Below are 15,540 nucleotides of genomic sequence, written 5' to 3'. Positions count from 1 at the left end.
ATGACGCTTTTCATTGAGGATGGCGCACCTGTCATTGTGCAGGGCATGACTGGACACCAGGGTATGACCCATACCGCGCGCATGCTGAAGGCCGGTACCAATATCGTCGGCGGCGTCAATGCTCGCAAGGCCGGCCAGGAAGTCAATTTCCCTGAAGCAAAAAACGGCGAAGACATTACTCTACGTGTTTTTGGTAGCTGTTCCGAAGCTGTTGAAACTACCGGTGCGCAGGCAAGTGTTGTGTTCGTCCCGCCGCGTTTTGCTAAGGATGCCGTGGTCGAGGCCATTGAAGCCGGTATCAAGCTGATTGTGGTTATCACCGAAGGCATTCCGGTTGCCGACAGTGCGTATTTTGTTGAGCTCGCATTGCGCAAGGGCGTACGCATCGTCGGGCCGAACTGTCCTGGCCTGCTTACGCTTTCTTCGATGGAAGGTGCGCAGGGTTGCAATCTCGGCATCATTCCGGACGGCATCGTCTCCCGTGGACCTTTGGGATTGGTGTCCAAGTCCGGCACTCTTACCTATCAGCTGATGGGGGAGCTGTCCGACATCGGCTTCACCGCATGCTTGGGCGCTGGCGGCGATCCCATTGTTGGCACCACGTTGCAGGAAGCCCTTGAAGCATTTGAAAACGATGATGCCACTAAGGCCGTCGTGATGATTGGTGAAATTGGCGGTAGCGCCGAGCAGGATGCTGCAAAGTGGGCATCCGAGCATATGACCAAGCCTGTTGTCGCCTACATCGCTGGCTTCACGGCACCGGAAGGCAGGCAGATGGGTCATGCTGGAGCCATCGTTTCAGGCGGCAAGGGAACTGCGCAAGACAAGAAGGAAGCGCTCGAAGCCGTGGGCATCCGTGTTGGACGCACTCCGGGGCAGACTGCTGAAATCATGCGCGAGGTGCTCGCTTCCAAGTCGATATGATGGCAAAGAACCTGAAGTATTGGTTGCAAGGGCTTGCCGTAGCGGCAGCGTCCATGATTATCTATGCTGTTGCCCTCGGCTGCTATATCGCACTGATGCTTCTGATCATCTCCATGGAGGAAGGCGGCGACAATCTGTCCGCCTTCTCCGTTCCCTTGACTGAAGCGGTTGTGCTTCTCAGCCAAGGATCCGGGTTCAAAACCGGATCCATCACACTGACGATTATGCCGTTGTTGTTGACGGTTATGCTGATTGCACTTATTTCATCGCTTGCCAAGCGTATTGGAACCAGTTTCTCCGGATGTGTGACGGGGACTGCTGGCTGGGTGCTGATCAACATATTCTTCGCCAACAGCGTCGATACCGAGCTTGTTGACACGACCGGCATGATTATCGTGAAAACGGCGGTCGTCTTCATACTGGGCTATGCCATTGCCTTGATTCCTGAGGCGCCGTTGACCGAGCGAGGGTTGGAATGGATTGGCAAGCATGTCTCGTTGCCGGTCCGTAAGACTATCACCATAGGCTTAGCTCTTGGTCTGTTGTTGATTGCAGTCTATCTGGTCATTGGCCTGATTGTGGTCGTGTATTGGGTGTTTAGCAATCAGTCGGCTATGGTGAAGCTGTATGAGTTGTCGGGAATGCAGAACGGCTCTCGTATACTTACGACTATCGCTATGCTCGCGTGGATTCCGAACATTGCGATTTGGGCGGTTTCCTGGGTGTTCGGAGCAGGTTTTTCGATTGGCGACCTTGCTGAATTCACTATGTGGAGCGGTCAGGGAACGGCATTGCCGTCGCTGCCGATATTCGGTCTGCTTCCCTCGGCAATTGAAGCGGATTGGGTTCGAATCGCATTAATGTGCATTCCTTTGGCGTTGCCCTGTATCGCAGGCATAATCGTCATGTTATTCAACAAGGGATTCCATATCAGAGCTGATGATGCTGATCACCAGATTGACGTCAAGCGGGTGGTGTTCGGACTCGCCTATCCCGCGGGAACATTCTGCATGTCCTGCGTGATCGTATCGGTAGGCTCGAGTTTGCTGTTCGCCATCTCCAACGGAGCACTGGGATCGAAACATCTTGCGCATGTCGGTGTCGATGTAATTGCGTCGACACGTAAGGTTGGACAGCCCACTGCAGTCGGGCTGTTCTCATCGTGGCTGCTGACTTTGGTGGCCGTATCCATGTTTTTCGGAATACGCTGGGGCATAAAGCGTGTCCGCGAGGGCAGGAGCGGTACATCCGCTGCGGTTCTCGAACCAAATAATCGTGAGATCGCCGATGCGGCCCGCACAGTGACCTCAACCATTAACAATAAGGAGGAGCAGGGTGACAACAACGAATCGACCGATACGTCGAGCTCTGGTATCGGTCTTCCATAAGGAAGGCATAGAAGTTCTTGCCGAGGCGTTCATCAAGGCCGGCACTGAAGTGGTTTCCACTGGTTCCACTGCAAAGCGTCTTGCGGAACTCGGCGTCAAGGTGACGGAAGTCTCGGAAGTCACTGGTTTTCCCGAGTGTCTCGATGGCCGTGTCAAAACCCTCGATCCACATATCCACGCAGGTATCCTCGCTGATATGACCAATGAGAACCACGCGGCTCAACTGGAAAAGTTTGGCATCAAGCCGTTCGATTTGGTGGTCGTCAACTTGTACCCGTTCGCTGATACGGTTCGTTCCGGTGCGGACGAAGCCGCCACTATTGAAAAGATCGATATCGGAGGCCCGTCCATGGTTCGCGGAGCGGCGAAGAACAACGCCACCGTGGCCATCATCACGGATCCGAACGATTATGCGTTGGTTGCGGCCCGTATCGAGAACGGTGAAGGTTTCTCCCTTGAGGAACGTCGCTGGCTGGCCGGCAAAGCATTCGCGCATACGGCATCTTATGATGCCACCATCAACGAGTGGACCGCGAAGCATTGGCCGAAGCCGGCTACTGTTGACCATCCGACTGCCGAAGACGAGACGGAAGTGAATGAGGCCAAGTTCCCGGCCGCATTCACCCGTACTTGGGATCGTGCCCATGTTCTGCGTTATGGCGAGAATCCTCACCAGCAGGCCGCGTTGTATCTCGATCCGCTGAACCAGAACGGCTTCGCACATGCTGAACAGCTCGGTGGCAAGCCGATGAGCTACAACAACTATGTCGATGCTGATGCAGCCTGGCGTGCCGTGTGGGATTTCGCTCCGCAGATTGCGGTTGCCGTGGTCAAGCACAACAATCCGTGCGGCCTTGCCGTTGGAGCCACCGTCGCTGAGGCGCACAAGAAGGCGCATGCCTGCGACCCGATGAGCGCCTATGGTGGCGTGATCGCTGCGAACAGCAAGGTCACCATGGAAATGGCGGAAAGCGTCCGTCCGATCTTCACCGAAGTGATTGTCGCTCCCGATTATGATGCCGATGCCCTTGAGCTGTTGCAGACTAAGAAGAAGAATCTTCGCATTCTGAAGGTTACCGAACCGCCGAAGTCCAAGACACAGTTCCGTCAGATCGACGGTGGTCTGTTGGTGCAGTCCACTGATCTCATCGACGCTCCGGGCGACAATCCGGATGCGTGGAAGCTGGTTTCCGGCGAGCCCGCGGATGAGCAGACCATCAGGGATCTGGTTTTCGCTTGGCGAGCCATCCGTTGCGTCAAGTCCAACGCTATTCTGATTGCTCATGATCAGGCCACGGTTGGCATCGGCATGGGTCAGGTGAATCGTGTCGATTCCGCCAACCTGTCCGTTGAACGTGCGAATACGCTGGCTGATGGTGCAAACCGCACTCAGGGCGCTGTTGCGGCATCCGACGCGTTCTTCCCGTTCGCCGATGGTGCGGAGATTCTTATCAACGCAGGTGTCAAGGCCATCGTCCAGCCGGGTGGTTCCATCCGCGATGAGGAAGTGTTCGAAGCGGCCCGCAAGGCCGGCGTCACCATGTATGTGACCGGCACCCGCCACTTCTTCCACTGATCGTTCCACTTCTCATACGAGAGTATTGTGATTAGTGTGGCGTCCGATTCCGTATTGGTTTCGGGCGCCACGTTTATTATGATTACGATTATTGCAGGCAAGCGAGATATGAAAGGCCTCGGAATGAGCCATCCTTACGTTTCCGAAGATCATGAGGGCAAACCGTGGTTTGAATGGATTGTCGCAGTTGTAGTGATTATTGCGACGGTGCTTGCGGTCGCAGGATATACAAAGGCCGCCACCGCTGCGATCGCGGTGACGGCCATGGTGACTGGGCTGGTCAGGCTGGTGTTGCGTGAACGCAGCCCATGGAAGGTCCGGTCAGTTGTTTTCGACGCTTTCATGGGTGTAGGTTTGGGCGCTGGACTGCTCATTCTCCTCACCATCGTTCCTGTCGGAAACTGACGCTTCGTCGAGAACAGTGTCGTTTTCGATTTCATCGGAGACTTCGGCATCCGACGTATTCTTCTTCGTGCCGACCATACCGGAGATAATGACGATAAGGGCAACGACGGCAGCTGCGAGAACGGGGCAGATCCAGAAGACCCACAGCTGCTGCAATGGTTCCTCATTCAGACCCTGGTTTTGCGTGAAAATAGCGATGCCAGTAGCGCGTGCCGGGTTCAATGCAGCTCCGGTCACTGGGTAGGCGATGGCGGTGCCGATGCCGTAGGCAAGTCCCATCGCGAAGGCATGGTTCGTATCGGACTCGCCATGTTTGCCCGTGGTACGAAGCGCGGTGGCAACAATGACGATGCCTGCGATGACTTCGACAGCGATGGCCAAGGTGATGCTGAATGTCACGCCATAGTTGCCAAGTGTGGCGTAGGAGACGGAGTTCTTATCGAAGCCGTTGATCGTCGGCGTCATCCAGATCTTGAATGTCACCTGCTCGGAAGTCGGCAGAAGGAATCGGATGGCAGCGCCGGCGCCAATGCCGCCGAGCACTTGGGCAATGATGTACAGAATGCCATCAAGCACATGGGTCTTGCCGGTGAGCATGGCGGCGACAGATACGGCCGGATTGAATTGCGCTCCGGAGATGGATCCAAAGATCACGGTGGCCGCGGCATACACGATGCCCGTCAGCAGGGCGATGAACGCCATATTGATGCCGTACACTGCGGAGCCAAGCGAGCAGATCGCGTAAATCGCGAAGCAGATGATGAAGCTTCCCACAAGTTCCGCTCCGACACGAAGTGCCAGCGGCTTGCTTTGCTCTTCCTTAGTTATGGACGTTGCTTCAACAGCAGTCATAGTCTTTCCTCTGTCATATAGTGGACAAGTTGCGATTTTTTGGAAATCGCCAAACGACTGCCATAGTACCAGCAGTCCCTATAAGTATTATCCGGCCACGTTGGGAGAACGATGCCAAACGCATATTCCCGCGCCGCGAAGGCGCATACACATGACAATGAAGGTATCCGCCTGCAGAAGCTTCTTGCTCAGGCAGGTTTTGGGTCCCGTCGCAAATGTGAAGAGATCATTACTGAAGGACGCGTCGAAATCGACGGTGAGCTTGTCACCGAGTTGGGGACTCGCGTCGACCCGAAACATCAGGAAGTCCGTGTGGACGGCTCCCGTGTTCGTGTGAACCCCAATCATGTCACGCTTGCCTTGAACAAGCCGAAGCGCGTGCTCAGCGCCATGGAGGATCCGAAGGGACGTTACACCCTGAGCGACATCGTCGGTGACAAGTATGACCGTATTTTCCACATGGGTCGTCTGGATTACGATTCCGAAGGCCTGATTCTCATGACGAACGACGGCGAGTTGAGCCAGCATGTCATGCACCCCAAATATGAGGTCGAGAAAACCTATATTGCCACGTTGGAAGGTCGCATCAGCGGTCAGGTGTGCCGCCGACTGGTCACCACCGGCGTGCAGCTCGATGACGGTTGGATCAAGCTTGACCGTTGCGCGATTCTTGATGCCAGCCGCGATAACACTCTGGTCAAGGTGGTACTGCACTCCGGCAAGAACCGTATTGTTCGTCGTATCTTCGGATCGATCGGTTTCCCGGTCAGGCGTTTGGTGCGCACTCAGATCGGCCCGATTAAACTTGGCGATCTGAAGTCCGGATCGTACCGTGTGCTTTCGCAGACTGAGGTGCGTTCCCTGTCCAAGGCGGTGGGCCTGTGATCCGCGTAGCTATTGATGGGCCTGCGGGCGTCGGCAAGTCTTCCACGTCCAAAGCGTTGGCCAAGTATTACGGTTTTGCTTATCTCGATACCGGCGCCATGTATCGTGCCTGCGCATGGTGGTGCATGAACAAGGGTATCGACCTCGATGCGGAGACTGTCGACGAACAGCTGGTCACTGAAACCGTGGGCGAGTTCTTCACCGAGGGTCATTTTGACATCAGTGTCGATCCGGACGATCCGAAGGTGTATGCCGATGGCGAAGACATCAGTGAGGTGATCCGTTCCTCTGAAGTGTCATCCCATGTGTCCAAGGTGTCGAACATCATTCCGGTTCGTCATGTGCTTATTGCCGCACAACGCGCGTATATTGCTCGTGAAGCGGCTTCCGATTCCTTCTCCGAAGGTGCTGGCGTGGTTGCCGAAGGCCGTGACATCACTACAGTTGTTGCGCCGGATGCTGAAGTGCGTGTATTGCTTACCGCTCGTGAGGAAGTCCGCCAAGCCCGTCGAGCAGGGCAGTCAGCTTCCGGAGTTGGCGCAGAAAACGTTGCGGCACGAGACAAGGCTGATTCCAAGGTCACGAATTTCACGTCCGCAGCGGAAGGTGTGTTGACCGTTGACAATTCCGATTTGGATTTCGGCGAAACCCTCGACGTGCTTGTGCGCATCGTCGATGACGCTATTGAAGAGCAGCAATATCGCCAATATGCGTCCAATCTTGATGATTATGAGTTGGATGAGGGCGATGAAGGGCTGATTGATGGATCGTCTTTCGTTGGTGGCGAACGCCAGTCTGGCCCGAAGCCGGTCGGCGTGCTTGCCGTTGTTGGACGTCCGAATGTTGGCAAGTCCACGCTGGTGAATCGTATTCTCGGACGTCGTGCGGCCGTTGTGGAAGATACTCCAGGCGTGACCCGAGACCGTGTGAGCTACGATGCTGAATGGGCCGGCACTGATTTCAAGCTGGTCGATACCGGTGGTTGGGAAGCCGATGTCGAAGGCATTGAATCCGCCATCGCGTCGCAGGCGCAAATCGCCGTCCAGCTTGCTGACGCCGTGGTACTTGTGGTGGATGGTCAGGTTGGACTTACCAATACTGACGAGCGTATCGTAAAGATGCTACGATCCTCTGGTAAGCCAGTCACGCTTGCGGTGAACAAGGTCGATGATCGTGAGAGCGAGTATCTGACCGCAGAATTCTGGAAGATGGGTTTGGGGGAGCCATACGGTATTTCCGCCATGCACGGCCGCGGCATCGGCGAACTGCTTGATGCGGCTTTGGAGTCGTTGAAGAAGGCTGAGAAGACTTCCGGGTTCCTCACTCCATCGCATCTTCGTCGTGTGGCACTGGTCGGACGTCCGAACGTTGGCAAGTCGTCCTTGCTGAACCAGCTGGCGCATGAAGAGCGCACCGTGGTCAACGATCTGGCTGGAACCACCCGCGACCCTGTCGATGAGGTGGTGACGGTTGATGGTGAGGATTGGCTGTTCATCGATACCGCCGGCATCAAGCGTCGCCTGCACAAGTTGTCCGGCGCCGAGTATTTCTCGTCGTTGCGTACGCAGGCCGCGATTGAGCGTTCGGAGCTTGCATTGGTGCTGTTCGACGCCTCCCAACCGATCTCCGATCAGGATCTGAAGGTGATGAGTCAAGCCGTGGATGCCGGTCGATGCATTGTCCTGGTATTCAACAAGTGGGATTTGATGGATGATTTCGATCGTCAGCGCATGGAACGCTTGTGGAAGACCGAGTTTGACCGCGTGACGTGGGCCCAGCGCGTGAATCTGTCGGCTAAGACCGGATGGCATACGAATCGTCTGGCCAGAGCTATGCGTGGCGCCTTGGAGTCGTGGGACAAGCGCATCCCGACCGGCAAGCTCAACGCTTTTCTGGGCAAGATTCAAGCTGCACATCCGCATCCGCTTCGTGGTGGCAAGCAGCCACGCATTCTTTTCGCGACCCAGGCTTCGACGCGCCCACCGCGTTTTGTGATTTTCGCTACTGGCTTCCTTGAGCACGGTTATCGTCGTTACATCGAACGTTGCCTGCGTGAGGAGTTTGGTTTCGAGGGTTCCCCGATTCAGATTTCGGTGAATATCCGAGAAAAGAAAAAGCGCAAGTAGCTCGTTTTTTCTTTTTTTGGGGGGCATGCCATCATTCGTGGCGTGCCCCCCCCAAAAAAAGAAAAAACGGTTGTAAGAAATACTGTATCTGCCAATCTGTATAGCTAATGTGCGGCACGCTATTGACTGGGCGTCTTAGAAAAGTGGCTGTTCTTCGGTGTCTCTTTGGCGTAGATATCCGCTGATCGCACGTCGGGCAAGAGAACTCAAGGACATGCCCTCTTCCGTTGCACGTTCCCGTGCCGTCTTGCCGATGGCATAGGGGAGTTTGATTTTCCATTCGTCGCCGAGCTGTTCGCGCCCGTCGGTGTTCTTTGGCCTTCGTCCTGGACGAACGGTGTCGGCTGTGTCACTTAGGTTATCGCTTTTAAGCGCTCTTCGGGTCAACTCGGTGAGAGTGATACCATCATGTTTCGCGCGTTCTCGAGCTTCCACACCAAGTTCCCGGGGCAAGCGGATCTTCCATTCATCTTCAGGCACGGAAAAATCGAACACGTGGGCAAGGTCATCAACATCGTCAAACTGTGGCTGGGCGTCCCTCGACTTCAAGACAATCACCTCTTACCTGCATGTGTAAGACTGACAACCTTAAAAAGAAAACCCGAAATCATACGAATCCGGGTTTTTCAAGTCGGACCAGCGGGATTTGAACCCGCGACCCCTTGACCCCCAGTCAAGTGCGCTACCAAACTGCGCTATGGTCCGAGCGATGCAAAAGCACCGAAAATGAAGCATAGCATAGTCTGTGTTTTTTTCAAATACATCGTGTTTCGCAGTCAATGAAACGTGATGAAGAATGCGTAAAGATGACGTTTGTGTCAAATAAAAATATCTTTTTTAATATCCAAAAGCCCCCGTTACGGGAAATGTGTCGTAGTATTACCTAGGTACAATGAGAACATGATGCCCGCACGAAAGGGAAAGACATTGACTGAGGACGTATTCGAATACTCCGCCGCAAAGATGCGGGAAAATGGGATGACCGATATGGCTATCGCACAGTTCAAGCGTCTATATGAGGTTTGGCGTAACGAGGAGGCAAGCAGCTGGATTCGTGAGGATGAGGTGGAACCGTTGGTGGGGGTACCCAGCTTCCATGACGTTTACGAGACCATTAACCACGACAAAGCCGTTGATGCGTTCGCAAAAACCGCATTCCTTAAGCTCAATGGCGGGCTTGGCACCTCCATGGGACTGGATTGCGCCAAGTCTCTCTTGCCCGTGCGTCGCCACAAGGCCCGTCAGATGCGTTTCATCGACATCATCGTCGGACAGGTGCTGACTGCACGCACTCGTCTGGGTGTGGAGCTGCCGTTGACGCTGATGAATTCATTCCGCACTTCAGACGACACCATGAAGGTGCTGAGAGCCAACAAGAAATTCCATCAGGAGGATATTCCTCTGGAGATTGTGCAGCATCAGGAACCAAAGATTAGCGCGGAAACGGGCCTTCCTGTCAGTTTTTCGGCAAATCCCGAACTTGAATGGTGTCCGCCAGGCCACGGTGACCTGTTCTCAACCATCTGGGAATCCGGATTGCTTGACGTGCTCGAGGAACATGGTTTCAAGTATTTGTTCATCTCGAATTCCGATAATCTCGGTGCACGACCTTCGCGTACGCTAGCCCAGCATTTCGAAAACACTGGCGCTCCGGTCATGATCGAAGTTGCCAAGCGCACTCCCGCCGACCGCAAGGGCGGCCATATCGTGCGTGACAAGGCTACGGGCCGTTTGATGCTGCGTGAAATGAGTCAGGTGCATCCAAATGACAAAGACGATGCTCAGAACATTGAAAAACACCCGTATTTCAACACGAACAGCATCTGGGTGCGGATTGACGCTTTGAAGGCCAAGCTGTCCGCCTATGACGGCGTGCTGCCGTTGCCGGTGATCCGTAATAAAAAGACCGTTGATCCCACCGATCCGACGAGCGAGCCTGTCATTCAGCTGGAAACGGCCATGGGAGCCGCGGTGACGTTGTTTGATGGTGCCACTTGCGTGTGCGTGGATCGCATGCGTTTCCTGCCCGTGAAAACCACCGACGATTTGTTCATTATGCGGTCTGATCGATTCCATCTGACGGACCAGTATGAGATGGAGGACGGTAACTACATTTTCCCGGACGTCCATTTGGATTCACGACACTACAAGAACATTCATGATTTCGATACGAGATTCCCGTATGGAGTTCCATCGCTCGCCGCGGCAAATTCCGTTGATATCGAGGGTGACTGGACCTTTGGCAGGGATGTAGTACTGTTTGGTGACGCGCGGCTGTCTGACACCGGCGAGCCGAGTTATGTTCCGAACGGCGAATACGTTGGCCCGCAAGGCGTGGAGCCTGACGATTGGGTCTGATTCGAGGGGTGTTCTCAACACGAAAACTGTATTTTTTCGTAAAATAGGCACAATCTGAGCGAAAACCATCTATCATAGAGAGGTGTGTGCGGAAGCCTATACTGGTTACGCACTTAAAGTGAAACGTTAACGAGACGTGAGGACTAATGGCAGAGGGCAGTAACGGAAGGCGTCGTTTCTCCGACAAATGGGGCAAGCACGAACTTGATGTGTTGGCTGTGCTTTCCTCAGCTTTTCCGCAATGGCTCACTTCCCGTCAGATCGCTCAGCGCGTGAAGGCGTATGCCGATTCCTATGGGGAACTGGCAGATCAGGCGGCGAAGGCAGCTTTTGCCAAGCAATTCCAGCGTGACCGCGCCAAGCTTGCGGCCATGGGCATTGCCATCGAATCAAGGCAGCCGGAATATTCATCCAAGTCGGAGGGGCAGGACTTCGCGTCCTACCGTCTGCAGCTTGGTGACGAGCCTCGAGTTCGTCTGCTGTTCGGGGATGAGGATCTGCCGATTTTGGCTGCCGCCAACTACTTGGCTCGTTCCATGTCAATTTCCTCGGCTCCTGCACATGAGACGCAACATACGTCTCGTACCGCGCCGCGTGTTCCTCAGACGCCTATTCCGGGACTTGGTCTTGACTCCATCGCTCCTGGACTGGGAACCCAGTCCATTCCCGACGAATTGGTCAAAGTTGTCGATCAGCGTCGTTTCGCGGCCACGGTGGATGTTGATGGCGAGCATTTGAATGTCGCCTATACTGATTCCGATGACCTGGCCATGTTCGTGCTGTCCCATCCAGGCGCGTCCATCGTCAGTCCGCAGGAAGCCGTTGACGCGTTCAATCGTCGCCTGAATGCAGCTACGCAGTTCGTGCCTGCCGACGAATCCACGGGAGACGACAGTTCCACCGTCGCTGCCATGGAAATCAATCGCAATAGTGCAGACGATGCCGATGTCGAGGAAAGCAAAGGACGCCCGAAGAAGAATTCCGCATTCCAGACCGGTAGTGAAGTTGACCGTCGCCTGCGTTTGATGCTGTTCCTCTCGGCGCACCTTGGCGAGGAGTATTCGCTTGAGGAGCTTGCGGAACGTTTCATCGGCAAGCCGAAATCCGACGATGAGCTGAAGAAGTTCGTCAACGTCATTCATAAAGACATCAACACGCTGACCACGGTTTCCGATGATGGGGAGATGGCGGGAAGCCAATTTTTCGATATCGATTGGTCACTGCTTGACGCGGAAGGCATCGTTTCAGCCACGAACTCCCTTGGTTTGGAACGCTTGGCGGGTATTTCACAGCAGTATCTGAGTATGCTTACCGCATCCGTAAGCTATCTCGCACATTCGTCGTTGCTGCCGGATAAGCTTCGCGAGCAGGCTGAATCGCTGTACAGCCGTCTTCGTCAGCATGTTGAGCCGGGGGATATGCCTTGGTTGAGTCTGACTGGCTATGAAATGGAGCCGCGCAACTTCTCCATTGTGAAGAGCGCGATTTCCAAGAGTTCACTGCTTGACATGGAATACACGGATGGTGCAGGACGAACCCAGCGTAAGCTTGTCGCTCCAGACAAGATCTTCGTTGACGAGGGTGTTTTCTACGTTGCCGTATGGACTGATGTCGCTGCCGCGGCACCGGCGGATAAGGCCAAGTATGTGAAGAAAGACACCACGATCAACAAGGCTACGGGAAAGCCTCGCGTCTGGCAGGTGCTACGTATCTCCCGCATTGAGAAGGCTGAATTAGTCGAGCCGATCGCAAGGATCGACATTCCTGATGTACCCGCATCCGAATTACGTAAGTGGAGCTTTGATAATGGAACTCCAGCTGTGTTCGTCACTAATCAGGACGATTTGTCGTTTATTGACGGATTGTCGGGAGCGACGGTCGAAAAGTGCGGAGAAGGCGAGAAAGTGCATCTGATTGTCTCGTCCGATTCTTGGTATGTCGCGTTCTGCATTGCACATGCGCGACATATCGCCGCCGTGGCTCCTGAGACGTTACGTACCATGATCGTTGCCCGTGCCCAGCATGAGTTGAGTGTTGGCGATCGTGAGAACGAGAACTGACGGGAGTGGTTCTATGCCTTGGTGGGTTTGGCTAGCACTCGTTCTATTCATGTTGGTGATGATCGTTTCCGGGATCGTCTATGCATGTTTGCATGGTTACCATGCGTTCAAGGATATGGCGAAACTGGGCGAACGCGCGGCGAAGCGGATCGATGCGATGGGTAAGCCATTGCCTTGCCAAAACGAGAACGACACGCCTTTTTTCACTAGACCTTTGCAGGATGCTGCCGAGCGTTACGCGAATGCCCATGCTGAAGTCATCGAAAGGCGTGAGTCGAATCGCAATCGCCATGCCCAACAGTGGGCGCAATGGCGTCATTTTAATGATTGACCTGACTAAATTGTAAGGAATTATGACCCATCATCGTCGCCGTAATAACGGCACTGGCACATCGGATACCAATGAGGCCAAATTGTCTCCCGCACAACGATACGCCGCATTCAAACAGACGCAGGCCAAACAGCGCACTGTTGCCGCCGAATTCGCCAGATCCATGTCATTTGAACTCGATGAATTTCAGTTGCAGGCCAACGAGGCGTTGGAGACGGGAAACAATGTGCTTGTGGCGGCACCAACCGGAGCTGGCAAAACGGTCGTGGCGGATTTTGCTATCTATTTGGCGCAGACACGAAACGTCAAAGCTTTCTATACCACGCCGATCAAGGCGTTGAGCAATCAGAAGTATCATGATCTGGTTGCCCAGTACGGTGCAGATAAGGTTGGATTGCTGACCGGAGACACATCCATCAATTCCGAAGCGAACATTGTGGTTATGACCACCGAAGTGTTGCGTAATATGCTGTATGAGCATTCCGTAACACTTGAAGCGCTTCGTTATGTGATTCTCGATGAGGTGCATTATCTTGCCGACCGTTTCCGAGGTCCGGTATGGGAAGAAGTTATCATCCACTTGCCGGAGAACGTGAAAATAATCGGTCTTTCCGCAACAGTCTCCAATGTCGAGGTTTTTTCCGAGTGGATTGAATCCGTTCGTGGCGAAACCACACTGGTCGTATCGGAGAAGCGTCCGGTACCACTGGAACAGCATGTGCTCGTGCAGGCGGACGACCATACCGAACCGGAGCTTATCGACCTGTACCGGCGTGACGCCAATGGTGAACAGACGGTTAAACTCAATGCGCAACTGGTAAACAGGCTTGATCAGCTAGACCGTCAGGCGGCACGTCGCAGAGGAGAGGAGCGTCCCGACAGGCGTAGGCCCAAAGGCAAAGGCGGACGGTGGAATGAGCGTCTCCACAAAGCCGAACGTCACACGCCTCGACGTTGGGCCGTTGTGGATGAACTGAATTTTCTTGACATGTTGCCGGGAATCTATTTCATTTTCTCAAGGAATGGTTGCGATCAGGCGGTCGACCAATGTATCAATGCCGGGTTGGAACTCACTACCAGCGATGAAGTACGCCGGATCAGACGGATCGTCGATGAAATGGTCGAAGGACAGCTAAGCCAAGAGGATTTGAAAGCGCTGCATTTCTCGCAATTTCGTTTTGCTTTGGAAGAGGGATTTGCCCCACACCATGCGGGAATGGTCGCATTATTCCGTCAGATCGTCGAACGTTTGTTTGAAGAGGGCTTGGTCAAGATGGTTTTCGCAACAGAAACGCTGGCACTGGGCATCAATATGCCGGCGCGTTGCGTGGTGGTCGAAAAACTCGAGAAATTCGATGGCACTGGACATGTTGGCTTGACCCCTGGCGAGTTCACCCAGCTGACCGGTCGCGCAGGACGTCGAGGCATCGATACCATTGGACATGCCGTTGTAGTGGATCACCATGGTTTTGTGCCCGCTACCGCGGCCGCGTTGTCCAGCAAGCGCGTGTATCCGTTGCATTCAAGCTTCAGACCGACTTTCAACATGGCTGTGAACCTGTTGAATACTAGCGATTACGAGACCGCCCGCGTTACGCTCGACCATTCCTTCGCGCAGTGGGAGGCCAACGAGTCAGCTTGGCAGCTTGAGGCGCAGATGGAAACCTTGCGCAAGGCTTTGGAAGGGTACGAACAGGCCTTCCAGTGTGAGTTTGGTGATTTCAAAGAATTCATGCGTTTGAGGATGCATCTGAGCGATTTGGAGAAGAACGAACGCCGCAAGCTTAAGCATGAGGTGTTTCGCACGCAGAAAGACCGTAGCCAGGCGTTCATGGAGCTTGACCAACGCATTAAAAAGCTTCGCGAAGAAGACCGTGACCACCCGTGCCGCAAGTGTCCAGACGTGCAGAAGCACTTGAAATGGGGGCATCGTTGGGCTCGTGAGACGCGTGAATTAGAACGTGTGCTGCATCGTTATGATTCACGTACAGGCTCAGTGGCTCGTCAGTTCGACCATATCTGCACGGTACTTGCTGATCTTGGCTATCTCCAGCAGGTGCGGGAATCCGCAGGCCATGACGATTATCAGCTCACGGAGCGGGGCCAGCTGCTGCGGCATCTGTACAGCGAGCTTGATTTGGTATTGGCACAAGCGATCGAGGCTGGTGCATTCGACGGATTGAATGCCTGTGAATTGGCCAGCGTTGTCGCATCGCTGGTATTCGAAGCCCGCAGGGGAAGCGGGGGAGAGCCGCGTCGTTATCCCGGAGGCATCCAGGGGAATGTGGCAGTGTGCGCCGCACAGCTTAAAGGCATACATGCATCGATCGCCATGTTATGTGAGGATCATATGCTTGAAGAGCCACGCCAGCTCGATTTCGGCATCACCGACATCGTCTACGAGTGGGCGCAGGGTGAAAGCCTTTCACAGGTGTTGTATGGCACGGAGCTGACTGGCGGAGACTTCGTTCGCAACTGTAAGCGACTTGCCGACGTACTTCAACAGATAGCCGTGAGTGGACCTTATCTTGCTGAACGTGCCGAAACATTGCCAGCAATCGCAAGACAAGCATACGATCGTATTAATCGTGGCATCGTCGCATACTCTGGCGTCGACTAAAATGGCAGTTAGCAG

General features: G+C 54.3%; 11 protein-coding genes, 1 tRNA gene and 2 pseudogenes. 11 read left to right on the top strand and 3 right to left on the bottom strand.

All coding sequences use genetic code 11. From position 1 onward, the window contains the following. The 4 genes from sucD (at position 1) to BBCT_RS08860 (ending at position 4,293) form a co-directional block, all read left to right on the top strand. Positions 1 to 924 (top strand): succinate--CoA ligase subunit alpha, encoded by a 924-nt coding sequence (sucD, locus tag BBCT_RS04925; protein WP_003834754.1) that lies wholly within the window; start codon positions 1 to 3, stop codon positions 922 to 924. Next, positions 921 to 2,312: a cell division protein PerM gene (locus tag BBCT_RS04920; RefSeq protein WP_003834755.1), complete on the top strand. Its 1,392-nt coding sequence runs from the start codon at positions 921 to 923 to the stop codon at positions 2,310 to 2,312. The genes sucD and BBCT_RS04920 overlap by 4 nt, the downstream gene beginning before the upstream one ends. After that, positions 2,260 to 3,888 (top strand): bifunctional phosphoribosylaminoimidazolecarboxamide formyltransferase/IMP cyclohydrolase, encoded by a 1,629-nt coding sequence (purH, locus tag BBCT_RS04915; RefSeq protein ID WP_034248574.1) that lies wholly within the window; start codon positions 2,260 to 2,262, stop codon positions 3,886 to 3,888. Before BBCT_RS04920 ends, purH begins: the two co-directional genes overlap by 53 nt. Before the next feature lie 123 nt (positions 3,889 to 4,011). After that, the gene (locus BBCT_RS08860) at positions 4,012 to 4,293 is read left to right on the top strand and encodes a hypothetical protein (protein ID WP_051916908.1); all 282 of its coding nucleotides are present in this window, start codon (positions 4,012 to 4,014) and stop codon (positions 4,291 to 4,293) included. On the opposite strand, the gene BBCT_RS04910 is transcribed toward BBCT_RS08860, so the two are convergent. After that, positions 4,210 to 5,145, bottom strand: a complete 936-nt coding sequence (locus BBCT_RS04910) for an MIP/aquaporin family protein (RefSeq protein ID WP_003834758.1) — start codon at positions 5,143 to 5,145, stop codon at positions 4,210 to 4,212. The genes BBCT_RS08860 and BBCT_RS04910 overlap by 84 nt on opposite strands. A 111-nt stretch (positions 5,146 to 5,256) precedes the next feature. Here BBCT_RS04910 and BBCT_RS04905 point away from each other — a divergent pair, with 111 nt between their 5' ends. After that, positions 5,257 to 6,030, top strand: a complete 774-nt coding sequence (locus BBCT_RS04905) for a pseudouridine synthase (RefSeq protein ID WP_003834759.1) — start codon at positions 5,257 to 5,259, stop codon at positions 6,028 to 6,030. Then, positions 6,027 to 8,156, top strand: a complete 2,130-nt coding sequence (der, locus tag BBCT_RS04900; RefSeq protein WP_003834761.1) for a bifunctional cytidylate kinase/GTPase Der — start codon at positions 6,027 to 6,029, stop codon at positions 8,154 to 8,156. Before BBCT_RS04905 ends, der begins: the two co-directional genes overlap by 4 nt. 135 nt (positions 8,157 to 8,291) lie before the next feature. Here der and BBCT_RS04895 read toward each other — a convergent pair whose 3' ends face one another. Further along, a complete protein-coding gene (locus BBCT_RS04895) occupies positions 8,292 to 8,714 on the bottom strand; it encodes a hypothetical protein (protein WP_003834762.1) in 423 nt (140 codons plus the stop codon). A 73-nt stretch (positions 8,715 to 8,787) separates the two neighbouring features. Next, positions 8,788 to 8,861 (bottom strand) — tRNA-Pro (locus BBCT_RS04890). A 195-nt stretch (positions 8,862 to 9,056) separates the two neighbouring features. On the opposite strand from BBCT_RS04890, the gene BBCT_RS04885 reads away from it, so the two are divergent. From BBCT_RS04885 to BBCT_RS04870, 5 genes and pseudogenes are all read left to right on the top strand, one after another. Further along, complete coding sequence (locus BBCT_RS04885) at positions 9,057 to 10,514, top strand: UTP--glucose-1-phosphate uridylyltransferase (RefSeq protein WP_003834764.1); 1,458 nt, start codon at positions 9,057 to 9,059, stop codon at positions 10,512 to 10,514. A 146-nt stretch (positions 10,515 to 10,660) separates the two neighbouring features. Next, positions 10,661 to 11,402: pseudogene (locus BBCT_RS09755) on the top strand (helix-turn-helix transcriptional regulator); the annotation flags it as partial. Between the two features lie 77 nt (positions 11,403 to 11,479). Then, positions 11,480 to 12,574, top strand: a pseudogene (locus BBCT_RS09750) (helix-turn-helix transcriptional regulator); the annotation flags it as partial. 49 nt (positions 12,575 to 12,623) lie between these two features. After that, positions 12,624 to 12,905: a hypothetical protein gene (locus tag BBCT_RS04875; protein ID WP_231858041.1), complete on the top strand. Its 282-nt coding sequence runs from the start codon at positions 12,624 to 12,626 to the stop codon at positions 12,903 to 12,905. Between the two features lie 22 nt (positions 12,906 to 12,927). Next, positions 12,928 to 15,525 carry a DEAD/DEAH box helicase gene (locus tag BBCT_RS04870; RefSeq protein ID WP_003834768.1) on the top strand — a complete coding sequence of 866 codons (2,598 nt, stop codon included), beginning with the start codon at positions 12,928 to 12,930 and terminating at the stop codon, positions 15,523 to 15,525. Positions 15,526 to 15,540 lie beyond the last annotated feature (15 nt).

This window comes from Bifidobacterium catenulatum DSM 16992 = JCM 1194 = LMG 11043 (assembly GCF_001025195.1).
GTDB lineage: Bacteria > Actinomycetota > Actinomycetes > Actinomycetales > Bifidobacteriaceae > Bifidobacterium > Bifidobacterium catenulatum.
The sequence above is the reverse complement of the archived record's forward strand: the minus strand, read 5'-3'. Positions and strand labels throughout refer to the sequence as shown.

Excerpts from the sequence above, each read along its gene's own strand:
- BBCT_RS04885 (WP_003834764.1), top strand. The coding sequence starts at position 9,057 with ATGATGCCCGCACGAAAGGGAAAGACATTGACTGAGGACGTATTCGAA.
- BBCT_RS04920 (WP_003834755.1), top strand. The coding sequence starts at position 921 with ATGATGGCAAAGAACCTGAAGTATTGGTTGCAAGGGCTTGCCGTAGCG.
- BBCT_RS08860 (WP_051916908.1), top strand. The coding sequence starts at position 4,012 with ATGAGCCATCCTTACGTTTCCGAAGATCATGAGGGCAAACCGTGGTTT.
- BBCT_RS04875 (WP_231858041.1), top strand. The coding sequence starts at position 12,624 with ATGTTGGTGATGATCGTTTCCGGGATCGTCTATGCATGTTTGCATGGT.
- BBCT_RS04870 (WP_003834768.1), top strand. The coding sequence starts at position 12,928 with ATGACCCATCATCGTCGCCGTAATAACGGCACTGGCACATCGGATACC.
- BBCT_RS04905 (WP_003834759.1), top strand. The coding sequence starts at position 5,257 with ATGCCAAACGCATATTCCCGCGCCGCGAAGGCGCATACACATGACAAT.
- sucD (WP_003834754.1), top strand. The coding sequence starts at position 1 with ATGACGCTTTTCATTGAGGATGGCGCACCTGTCATTGTGCAGGGCATG.
- BBCT_RS04910 (WP_003834758.1), bottom strand. The coding sequence starts at position 5,145 with ATGACTGCTGTTGAAGCAACGTCCATAACTAAGGAAGAGCAAAGCAAG.